A 10,814-nucleotide genomic window follows, 5' to 3' on the forward strand; every position below is an offset into this window, starting at 1 on the left:
TTTTCCTGTACTAAGTTCGGCTAAAATTTTGAGTTTGAAACCCTCGCTGTATCTTCTTAAGATACCATCATTTTTATACATAATTACTACATTTTGTGTAGCCTTTTTTTAGGACGGGACACAATGAAACTCAACGGTGGTGGTATGAGGTCGTGGCTGCCAGACGAGAGTCTGACCAGTCCGACCGAAACTGAGGTTAGGACGAGATTCGACTTGTCGAATCCGCACAAACCCAGCCATGCGTTATACCACGTGTTAACACCTGGGTTTTATTGTTTTTTGTCAACCTTGTTAATTTCATCAATCTCAGCTTTAAAAAGGCTGAATATTCTTTTTACTATCATTAAAAGAGTCATTATTATATGAATGAAAATAGAATAAAACACAAAATACAATGCAAATTGGGCAATTGTATTTATAGTCAATTCACTAGTTTTTAAGGCAATAATTTTTTCGTTGATGAAGTTTAAATCAACTTTCCAATTTGCGGGAAAGAAATCAATGTTCGAAAGAAATAGGAATCCAAGACCAACGAGTGATGCTACAATTGTATAAGTAATGTTATAAAAAGTATGCTCTAGTAATATAGCCCTATTACTTTTGTCTTTGATGTTTAACTTATTTTCTGCAAACGAAATAATTAACACCAATAGATTTAAGAAAAGTCCAATAAATATTGAAAGACATATCGCAAAAATATTTACTAATCCATCATTGGGAATCCGGACAAGAAAGGATAAAATAAGTCCAAGAATTATTGGATAAGTAATAAAAAATTTCTTATCTAATTTCAATAGTTTCCCATTGCCACCTTGAAGAGTGGATTTATGTTTACTTATAATTTCAGAGACATTTACTTTTGAACTCATTTTAATACAAATCTAAATTGAAATCGTCCAATAATTTAATAGCTTCTGATTCAATCGAATTGAAATCAGAATGTCCAGAGTCATTTAAGTTGACCATAATATTATAATATGGTCTAAACTTCATCGTGTCAGATAAATCGATTGTTCGTGGCGAATTTTTGTATGTAGAATTCACTTTAACTTTTGCATTCTCATCAAATCCAAGTTTTTCAAATTCTTCGGAAGAAAAGAAACCTCTTGGATTTGATTCAAACATTTCTTGAATTCGTTTTCTTGCCTTTCCTGATATGGTTCTTTTTCCCTTTGCTCTTATTCTTAATTCTACAGAGAAATCCTCTGTCTCAAATTTTTCTAATCCGTATCTTTCTGCAACATCTTCTGGCAGAGAATTTCTAGTCAAAGTAATTGTATTATAAACACCATTGTTAATGTAATTATTGACTATCTGGTGGTCGATAAAATTTGTATAATCGATATTGTGTCCTTCAAAGTTTTGGTCAATGTATCTTTTAAATACGTGAGTGAAAATGGATTTTATTCCATATTGTCCTTCTCTTTCTAAGATAATTAGTCCATCCTTTTTTATTTCTGGTATACAAATCAAAAAGAAGAATGGCTTTTGTACAGAATGGTTTTTGTGAATTTTAAATACAGGTGCATTGTCTTTATTCAAAATGTCAATGATACTTTCCTCTTTGCCATATCTTCCAGTTTCTATTATTCCAGATATTGACCGAATGTTGCTCTTGATTCGAAAAAAAGAATCTGAATTTTCGTCTTTGCCAAGTTGGACAAGACGTTTGTTAATATCGTCAAGTGGCAAATTGTCAATAAACGGGACAAAATTTCTAAATACATTGTCAAATAAATCTACACCATCAATTTCTGATAGTTTTAATTTGTCTTTTTTGTTTTCTTTTTGAGAAATAGAAAACCTTATTACTTCTAATTTTCTTTCTTCCATTTTATTAGTTTGTTAGTAGTTCTTTTAACCTTGGTGTTAACGGTCACTTGCAAGTTGTCGTTGCGGATTTCGGAGAGCGTCAGTGTCCGACAGGACATGACGGTCAAGAAAGGAGCAGAGACAACGCACGCCACTGCACCCGCAATGCAATTTGCAATTTGTTATGCCTTCGTGTTTTTTTCTTTCAGTAATTTCTTTATTTCTGCTAACTCTTTAGGTATTTTTTGAATTTCAAAACTTGCTCTTAATGATTCCGATTCGTCGTAAACAGTTTTTCTGAAAATTGACAAGTCAAGGTGAAACGAACTTTTAATTTTTCCTAGTCTCCTTTTGTTTGTCAAAGAATACTTTATCTCTCCAGAGTATTTCATTTCCTCGTCTTTATACTTTGTATAAAAGTTTCCTACTTCTCCAATTACAATCTTTAATTCTTGCCCCTTTTGTAGAACAGGAATTTTCATAACTGAGCAATCCTCGTCTGTAGATAGAATATTCTCCCCTTTATTGTTCTTTATCGGGTTATTCCAGTTAATCTCAATATTGAATGCCGTTTTATCTCCATAGTTTTTAATCAATAGCAATAATAATCCGTATCTACTTTTTGTGTCAGTATCAACAACAATTTGTGGAAGTTTTGCGTCAAGATATTGATTGAAAGTAAGGGTCGATATAAATAGAGAAATCAACGCGACAAGTAATGAAACAGAAGCGATTATATTGTCAGTACTTTTTGTCGCAACCGAACAGTAAATAAAATTGCAAATAACTAAGAAGATTACTGCAAAAATTGAATACTGAATTAAATTTCTAGTTTTAGGATTCATAGTTGTATTGGTCTTTTTTTAACATGAGGCATAACGGAAAATTATAAGTTATGTGGCGGATTGCGAGCTGAATCTCTGTCCGAATACAGACAGAACCAACATACGGAAAACCGCAGCTGGCGTACAACATAAGCCGCCATAGAATTTATAAAATGTTGTGTGTTGTTTTTAATCAATTTCATCATTCCATTCTTCAATATTTGTCAAATCATTAAAGATTTTTTCTTCTTTATTAATAATCCTTAAGACATCAACTGTTTTCTCTAGCATGGAATCTGTATCGTCTGGGAATAGGTTGTCATCAAAATAAAATGCCGTCATTCTCTTACTCAATTCAGGATAAATATCAAGCTCACTAATATTTATTGAAGTAAATACAATGCATGGTTTCCCTATTTTTTTTAACTCATTTCTGTTTTTTGCATATGCGTATAATGATTCTCCGCCCCAATATCCCAATAATTTATTTAATCCCCATTCATCTTTTAAAGTCGAGAGGCAATGAAATACCCAAACCTTACCCATACGAGAATCTTCATTTAATTCTTCTTTATCAATCAATTCATTCTTTAATTCTTCAGAAATAAGTCCCTTTTGATACGCTCTTTCAGTTCTATTATTTGCAAATTTTTTATTTAGTGGTTTTAATCCTTCTTTTTCAATCTCAATTATCTCTTCATCCAATAGTTTAGTGCAGTGAATACCAACAATCTTAGATTTTTGTAGTATTTCTTCAATTGTCTCTATTGTACTATCAAATATCTCTTTGTATTCATTTCTCGGTCTATTATACCTAATATGCATATCTTTTCTGGCAAGCTTATTTATTCGATGCTCTTCGTTAAAATAACCTTGGATTGATTTATTATTAGAATCAAGTAATTTCAGAATTTCTTTAGGCCAAGATTCCTTCCTGTCAAATATTATATGATTTAAGAAACTAATCATTTAGTCTTAATAGTTTTTTTCCCTTATTAGATTCTTATAAGCATCTATTAGGTTGTCATAGTGCATTATATGAATGTTATTATTTTTCAAATATTTTCTTTTAATCTCATATGTTTTGTCATTAAAATCTGAACGCCTTCCTGCTATGACTACATAGTTTAATCTTGATTTATCCAATAAAAGAAATTCTTTCGATAGTTCCTTTCTTGGGCTTTTAAATTTCTCAAAACTCAATCGTAAACTAGAAAAGTTAGATTCTATCCAGGAATCCCAATCATTTACTTGTTTTATTCCTTTTCGAAAAGTTGTTCCAAGCTCTCCATCCTTCTGTGTTATTTGACCATAAGGGTTTTCCAATTCAATAAATACAAAATGATATCCTCCAGAATTACGGCCAACTAATAGGTAGTCAGCTTTATAAGTTGTAGGGAATTCAAATTCTTTGAATAAATATGCTTTGTGATGACCAAATTGAAACCACTGAAATATTGCTCCAATTAGATTGTAATATCTATTATTATTAATGAAATTCAATATATCTCTTTCAGTAATTTCTCCATTAATTAACTCAACAAAATTTTGTTCAATATTTTTATTCAACTCGTTATTCTTCAAAGAGTCTATTTGTAGTAAATTATTAGGAAATAACGAATTATAGAAATATGAAGATTGAGGAAGCAATTCATGATATTTGAAAAAATCTTCTGTTGACCAACCGTCAAGTTTAGGATATGTTTTGGATTTATGCAATTCTGCCTCTTCAATTCTTTCTTTCTCTTCTTCTGTTAATATGTTATAGTCTCTTTCGTATAGCATGCAAATATTTTTAGTTTGTAGAGTGCTTTTTAAATAACACACAACGGAAAATTGTATGTTGTCGGTGCGGAATTCGAGGAGCGGTAGTGTCGACCGACACTAGCGATTGAGAATGGAGCAGAGGCAACAAGTTGGTGGAACCCCGCACTGGAACATACAAAATGTTAACGCCTGGTGTTTTTCTTTTTATTGTTTCATTGTACTAGTCCTATTATTTTTAAAAAAGTTTATTGCTAAAGGATATCTCCATATTTGTCCTTGACTAGCTTTTATACCACCGATTAAAATAAACACAACGTTCAGGATCATTAGTATTGTAACTGGTACCAATCCTGTAAATAAAGAAAAAGGAGATTCAAGCTTGTAAGTGAAATTTGCGGAGAAATGAAAAACAAACGCAGAAGTCATAACCAATATGATGCAAGTAGTAGTGTAAATAATAAGGCTAATTAACCAATTAATTATATTCTTACCATGTCGATCAATATTTTGATCTTTAGTCCTAATAATGACCCATAAAAGGAGAGGAGCTATTAGTCCTAAAAGCAAATGGATTGCTCCAAGCAATAACGAGAAGTGTAATAACGCAGAATATGTGTTTTCACTAATTCTCCCAAGTTGATTTGTATTCCTTACATTGGGATCATTTAAAATACTATCTTTTTCCTTATTGAATTCATCTTCTGTTATGATTCCTTTTTTTCTTAAGTCATCTAATTTTTCAAGATCTTCTAGATTGCGATTCATAATCAGTTTTTAGTTTTAGTATTTTTGTTTAGTTGTTTCTCACAGAGTTTTTCACTTGGCGTTAACGGTTTGGCTATGTGGAGTGCGGGTTTTCGAAGCACTTTCCTGTCAAACTGCACGGAGCCAATTCGTTTATTCATATTTAGTTTTTATAGCCAAATCGTCAAAGACGAATTGGCGTTGCCAGCTACGAAGAACTGCGGTTGAATTACCCGCTGAACCCCGCATTACATATAGCTTTTGTTAGCGGTTGACTTTTTTCTTTAAATATCTAAGTTTTTCAATTTCTGCGTACAAAAGAGTGATTGCTTCTCGTTGGCGTCTTTCTCTTTTTATGTCAAGTTTTAGTTTTTCAATTTCTTGTTCCAACGTTATTTCTCCATTGTCGCCTTCTGGAATTGGAGGAGGTGGTGGAAAAATCACAGGATTCGTCAGATTAATTGAGGCTAAACATCCGTCTATATCAATTATGTCTCCTTGTGTGAAGTTGGCATAAATTAACCATAAACCGCCAGGGTATGGATACAAAGAACAATTAGTCATTGGTTTATATGTAATAGTGTCACAAGTATATTCCCCTTTAAAAACTTCGTAAATTTTGAATTTATAAGAAAATTCTTCTTCCGAATTAATTAATTCTCCAAGAAATATAATGTCTGCAAGCTCGTAGCTAATTTTATACAAGGTATCTCTTGGGTATTCATTACATGAACAGGAATAAGCTTTCTGTCCCAAGAAAATTTGAAATGTAAACAAGATAAGTATTAAGCTTCTCATAGTTTTTAATGTTTCTTTTCAATTAATTTCACGGAGATTAACTCGTGAACTGTAAATTTTGAATTGTTTGTTCCTAAGTGTCCATAATTTCCACCCATTTCAAATATGCCAATTGCATCAATTATTAAATACTTATTCCAATATTCGTTATAAACGAGATTGATTTTCTTTTTATCCTCGTTTTTCCAATTTTCCCAATTGGTATCTAAGTCAAGTTCGATGTTTAAAGTGTCATTGCAGCGTTTGCCTATCTCAAAAAAAGACCAATATTCATCAACGCCAGATAAAGTTCCACGAGTATAAACAAGTTGTCCTTCCACTTTTGGTAGGTCACAAAAACTTGTCGGAGCTAAATTGATTTTTTCTTCTGGTAGATGTTGAATGCCTCCAGCACAACTTGTCAGAAAGATTAATATCAATATGTTTATCGTGTTTCTCATTCTTCTGTTTAAGTTTACCGCTAACGGATGGGTATATGAAACGTTTGGCATTTCAAAGCGATTTCCTATCAAACCGTTGCGATGTTTATTAAATATACCTCCCTTAAAATTAGCACTTTCTGCCAAATGTTTTATATACCGTGTTAGCAGCCGTTTTTGTTAATACATATGTCGACGATACCATATTGTAGTATCATATTTGACAAATTTTGTTTTTAATATAGTCGAAATTAATTCATCTTTATCTATTTTACTCCATACTATTTTTTCCAAGTCCTTACTGTTATTTCTTTGAAAGCGACTTTCAATATATTCTTCAATTTTTGTTTTGTTCAAATCTTTATGGTAAAAGAAACTTTTTATTAATTCAACTACTTTTGATAGAACTAGTTGATTTTCCTGACTTTTATCAGAAAGCTCATCAATTAATTTCACCAAATACTTATTCAGTTCTGAATTTTTTAAAATGAATAATGCATTAGAAGAATTTATAGCAGTCTGATTTATTGATTCATCAATATCGATTTCATTCAGTTGTATATAACATTTAGAGTTTTCTCTATTGTATTCATCTCCAGTAATTTGAATTTCTTCCCAAATCTTATCATTAACATTAGACCAACGTAGGTCTAGACGTCTTTGCTCGGGAATTAATTTTATCGAATTGACTTGAAAATTATCACTTAACAAACGCTCTATATTTTTATCCGATTGATTATTACAAAGTAAAAAATCAATATGGTCAGTTTTAGAGTCTGAGTCCCCAAAAATGTTTTTTAATAAAGAAAGTGCTGATGTATTTGAAGATTTAACCTCTTTTATTAAAGAATCAGCAGAAGAATATGATACACAATCAATAGTCCAATAATGGTTTATTTTTGTTAATTCAGATACACTAGTTAATTGTCTAATATTATCCTTTTCAATTAAAACAAGATTCATCTTTGAAAGTGCTTTTTCAAATGTCTTTACATCTTCAAATTGCGAATCTATTCTATGGAAATCTCTTGAATTTGCAAAAGAACGTAATAAAAAATTCCCTTCATTTGCTGCCCAAGTAATTGAAAAACCCTCACCCTTTAGATTGTCAATTTCCTCTGTTATATGATTTAAATAAAGTTCGTAAATTGATAATAATAATGCCTCCCTTTCAGGAGTAATTTCAATATTTGACCTTGCGACATTTGTTTTCGGAGCATTCTTGCCTACAGAATTAACTATAGCAAATAGATTCCTACCTTGAAAGCCTGGTGTTCTAAAATCTACACGAATACCTTCAACGCATGTACCAATAGGGTATAATGCTTTTTTATTTAACTCTCGATATTCTAAAAAATTCCATTCTTTCCAGTGTTCAATATACCTTAATGCGAAAGCTAATGTAACTCCATTACACTGAACTTCTTTTACTTTAATATTATTTTCATCTAAATCATAACCAATCTGATTTAAGGCATCTGTTAATAGTTCCTTTGGTGAGTCATAGCCGATTTTAATTTTTTCACCATTGTTATTGAAAAATACTTTACTGCTTGGATAAAGTATCCATTTCTTTAAATTAATTTCAATTTCATCTAAATTAACTTCAGAACGCACATAAAGTTTTACAATTGTACCATGTTTTTGAATTCCAGAGGGGATTGAATCAATTGGAAGGTATTTCAATAAATATTTCCCATGAATTTTCTTTATTTTTAAAAGTATTACCTTTTCAGATTCATGAGATTTTGTAATAATATCAATATCATCTGCGATTAAGAAACAAGTTAAGAGTCCTATTCCAAATCTACTAATAGATGAGAAATTTGGAAATTTTTTCTTGAAGGTTTCATCTTGATAACGAGAAGAACCAACTTTAAGCAAATGGTTTTGGATGATTTCCAATGTCATTCCAGTACCATTGTCCATAAAAGTTAAGATACGGTCTTCTGACTTCCATTCTATTTCAATTTCTGGTTGATACTTATTATAACCTTTATCGTCATAAACATATTTCATTAATTTAGATGCATCTATACCATTTTGTGCAAGTTCTCTTAAAACTACAGATGAATCATTATAAAGCGTGTGACCTACAAGTAAATCTAGTATTCTTGTCTGGTCGAGTATAAATTCAAATTGACGCTTCTCAAAATCCTTTGTTTCGATGCTCGAATCGTCAATATCCCGCCATGGAAATTCATAGTTAATATCATTTAATCGATTTGAGGTTTCATTTAGTTTAAGGCTTTCTAATAATTGTGTCTTTGCATAATTTAAATATGAAATAAGCCCAAAAAAACCTTTTTCATTTTCAAATAAAGCTATTATTTCTAATGTATCTTGAGTTAAAGTCGCATCAACTTTTCCTTCTTTATTTTTTTTGGGTTTGGGTCTTACTGTTTTTACTGCCCTTTGTTTTGCCCATTCTTCTTGACTAATTGGATCGGTCGGATTAATTAAATGATATTCTATAGAAGGTGTTCTATCAGAAGTAATATGCATTAAATCAGCTGTTCTTAAAATTAATGCACAATAATGTAAATTTACTTTTTCAAGTCTGGAAGTACCGTATTGTTGATTAGGTTTATATTTTTCAAAATCATCTAAATCATTTAAATGATGACTTTCACATATTAAAGCAAGATCACGTCGAAACATATTATCAGCATTAGCAAGCAATTGTTTGATTTCTTTAATTACAGCTAATTCGTTTGAAAACAACGGATTCTTTTCTTCAAGTATCCAATATTTAATTCTTTCAGCATGAGTTTTTCTAACCAATTCTTGATAGATGAATCTTTCTTGTTTATCTACCTCCTTAATAGATACAACTTTTTCTTTAAAACCTATACCATATTGACCATCAAGTATATTAGCTTTAAACTTTGGAAATTCTGATTTAGTTCTATTACCAAATTCATCCTTTGTTACAAGCATTCCCAAATCATGAAAATATATAGAAAGAGTTAGCATCAACCAGTCAGTAGGTGTCAGAATCTCTTGTGTTTTTTCAGGAATTAACCACTCTAAAGATTCAAGCATATAATCGATATGACTAATATCGTGCTTTGTATATTCATCAAATATACCGTCCTTACCAATTTGAGCTAGAATAGAAGCTACTTGTCTTTTTATATGCAATAATTTCAAACCGCTAAAACTTCTTAGATTTTCAGCTTCTTCTGCTTTTAATTCAGCTTTTGTATACAATTTTATTTCACTCATAGTCTATATATGTCATGTTTTTTAAATGGCTGCTAACGGTTGGTGTAAGTTGCGGAGCGGATTTCGGTGAGCGTCAGCGTCCGGTAGGACGTGACGTTCATGCGAGAATCCGCGGCTCGAAAACCACCGACCCCCGCTCTGAAATTTACACTTTGTTACCGCCAGTTATTTTTCAATTTCTATTAGTTTATATTTTTCTTGAAAATCTTTTTTTAGCTGTTCTTTTATTGTTGGAATCTCATTGTCTAGAACTGTTTCAGAGACTTTCATTTTATTCTCAATTGCATCTGCCCATTGTTCGGTTCCTCTCATAATCTCCATAAATTCAGCTTTGTTGTGCGCATTTAGAACATTCTCAAATTTTAATTTTAGTTCTTTGATAAGTTTTAATGATTTGTCGTCTAAGAATAATTCATTTTCCTCATAAAATCCAAAAAGTGAATCTAAACTTGTAAGAGCATTTTTATAGTTTTCTTTTTTCTTATCGTCTGAGTTAGTCGGTGTTGACAATACTCTTAAAGCCTTCTCTGCTTGTACTATTCTTTTAAAAGTCTCTTTATTACCTCAATTTTTTCAGTGTAAAGCGTTGTAAATCTAAATAGGTGCTCACTTTTTAATATATTAATTTGGTTCTCAAATATTTTTTTTAGAGAAGTATATTATTAATCCTGTTAATGTTGATGCTCCAACCGTAAAGAATCCTAAATTTTTTAGTAGAATTAGCCAATCCATTTCAAGATAGTTTTTAGATTATTCAACGAATAATGTCTTTTCCCAACTCGGTAGTTCTGACCCATTTTCATAAACTGAAAGCTCAGTTTTTCCTTTATCCACAAGATAAATTTCAAGGTCAATAATCCCCGCTTTAACAGATTTAAACTTGCGAATTGTTTTGCCATCTTTAGTTTCATGGTCAAAATGTCTCCAACCAGGGATAGATTGAAAAGCTGGGAATTGCCAGTTTTCCCCTGAAACCTTAACCACAATAGTTTGTCCCTTAGGAATTTCAACTCTCAAGGAATGAGTTCCAATTTTATATCGTTTATTAGACTTGTCTAGAATATTTGTTCCAAATTCTCCAGATGATGGATAATTAATTATAATGGGGTATCTAATCATCTCCCGTAAAGATTTATCTTTACGGAATGAAATATCCAGCAGATCAAATGGAATTTGAAGAAATGTTTAAATCGGAGCAAGACTGCATTGATTACTTGGTGTC

Annotated in this window: 11 protein-coding genes; all 11 read right to left on the minus strand. The window is 31.2% G+C overall.

What is annotated here, in order from left to right; all coding sequences use genetic code 11:
• Window positions 1-269: 269 nt before the first annotated feature.
• The 11 genes from GR929_RS21535 to GR929_RS21585 all read right to left on the minus strand — a co-directional run bounded on the left by GR929_RS21535 (window position 270) and on the right by GR929_RS21585 (window position 10,711).
• Window positions 270-869 (minus strand): hypothetical protein, encoded by a 600-nt coding sequence (locus GR929_RS21535; protein ID WP_159523869.1) that lies wholly within the window; start codon window positions 867-869, stop codon window positions 270-272.
• 1 nt (window position 870) lies between these two features.
• Window positions 871-1,833 (minus strand): hypothetical protein, encoded by a 963-nt coding sequence (locus GR929_RS21540; RefSeq protein ID WP_159523871.1) that lies wholly within the window; start codon window positions 1,831-1,833, stop codon window positions 871-873.
• A 161-nt stretch (window positions 1,834-1,994) separates the two neighbouring features.
• On the minus strand, window positions 1,995-2,657 hold the full coding sequence (locus tag GR929_RS21545; RefSeq protein ID WP_159523873.1) for a hypothetical protein: 663 nt from the start codon (window positions 2,655-2,657) through the stop codon (window positions 1,995-1,997).
• A 168-nt stretch (window positions 2,658-2,825) separates the two neighbouring features.
• The gene (locus GR929_RS21550) at window positions 2,826-3,605 is read right to left on the minus strand and encodes a hypothetical protein (RefSeq protein ID WP_159523875.1); all 780 of its coding nucleotides are present in this window, start codon (window positions 3,603-3,605) and stop codon (window positions 2,826-2,828) included.
• Between the two features lie 6 nt (window positions 3,606-3,611).
• On the minus strand, window positions 3,612-4,421 hold the full coding sequence (locus GR929_RS21555) for a Shedu anti-phage system protein SduA domain-containing protein (RefSeq protein ID WP_159523877.1): 810 nt from the start codon (window positions 4,419-4,421) through the stop codon (window positions 3,612-3,614).
• A 186-nt stretch (window positions 4,422-4,607) separates the two neighbouring features.
• Window positions 4,608-5,168: a DUF4870 domain-containing protein gene (locus GR929_RS21560; protein ID WP_159523889.1), complete on the minus strand. Its 561-nt coding sequence runs from the start codon at window positions 5,166-5,168 to the stop codon at window positions 4,608-4,610.
• A 243-nt stretch (window positions 5,169-5,411) separates the two neighbouring features.
• Window positions 5,412-5,945: a hypothetical protein gene (locus GR929_RS21565; protein ID WP_159523879.1), complete on the minus strand. Its 534-nt coding sequence runs from the start codon at window positions 5,943-5,945 to the stop codon at window positions 5,412-5,414.
• A 5-nt stretch (window positions 5,946-5,950) separates the two neighbouring features.
• A complete protein-coding gene (locus GR929_RS21570) occupies window positions 5,951-6,511 on the minus strand; it encodes a hypothetical protein (RefSeq protein ID WP_159523881.1) in 561 nt (186 codons plus the stop codon).
• Between the two features lie 33 nt (window positions 6,512-6,544).
• On the minus strand, window positions 6,545-9,592 hold the full coding sequence (locus tag GR929_RS21575) for an HD domain-containing protein (protein WP_159523883.1): 3,048 nt from the start codon (window positions 9,590-9,592) through the stop codon (window positions 6,545-6,547).
• A 165-nt stretch (window positions 9,593-9,757) separates the two neighbouring features.
• A complete protein-coding gene (locus GR929_RS21580) occupies window positions 9,758-10,102 on the minus strand; it encodes a hypothetical protein (protein ID WP_159523885.1) in 345 nt (114 codons plus the stop codon).
• Window positions 10,103-10,342: 240 nt separating this feature from the next.
• Window positions 10,343-10,711, minus strand: a complete 369-nt coding sequence (locus tag GR929_RS21585) for a hypothetical protein (protein WP_159523887.1) — start codon at window positions 10,709-10,711, stop codon at window positions 10,343-10,345.
• Window positions 10,712-10,814 lie beyond the last annotated feature (103 nt).

It is taken from the genome of Sunxiuqinia indica, from assembly GCF_009847015.1.
Classification (GTDB): Bacteria; Bacteroidota; Bacteroidia; order Bacteroidales; family Prolixibacteraceae; genus Sunxiuqinia; species Sunxiuqinia indica.

Coding starts and splice junctions, on each gene's coding strand:
- GR929_RS21535 (WP_159523869.1), bottom strand. CDS start 869: ATGAGTTCAAAAGTAAATGTCTCTGAAATTATAAGTAAACATAAATCC.
- GR929_RS21540 (WP_159523871.1), bottom strand. CDS start 1,833: ATGGAAGAAAGAAAATTAGAAGTAATAAGGTTTTCTATTTCTCAAAAA.
- GR929_RS21545 (WP_159523873.1), bottom strand. CDS start 2,657: ATGAATCCTAAAACTAGAAATTTAATTCAGTATTCAATTTTTGCAGTA.
- GR929_RS21550 (WP_159523875.1), bottom strand. CDS start 3,605: ATGATTAGTTTCTTAAATCATATAATATTTGACAGGAAGGAATCTTGG.
- GR929_RS21555 (WP_159523877.1), bottom strand. CDS start 4,421: ATGCTATACGAAAGAGACTATAACATATTAACAGAAGAAGAGAAAGAA.
- GR929_RS21560 (WP_159523889.1), bottom strand. CDS start 5,168: ATGAATCGCAATCTAGAAGATCTTGAAAAATTAGATGACTTAAGAAAA.
- GR929_RS21565 (WP_159523879.1), bottom strand. CDS start 5,945: ATGAGAAGCTTAATACTTATCTTGTTTACATTTCAAATTTTCTTGGGA.
- GR929_RS21575 (WP_159523883.1), bottom strand. CDS start 9,592: ATGAGTGAAATAAAATTGTATACAAAAGCTGAATTAAAAGCAGAAGAA.
- GR929_RS21585 (WP_159523887.1), bottom strand. CDS start 10,711: ATGATTAGATACCCCATTATAATTAATTATCCATCATCTGGAGAATTT.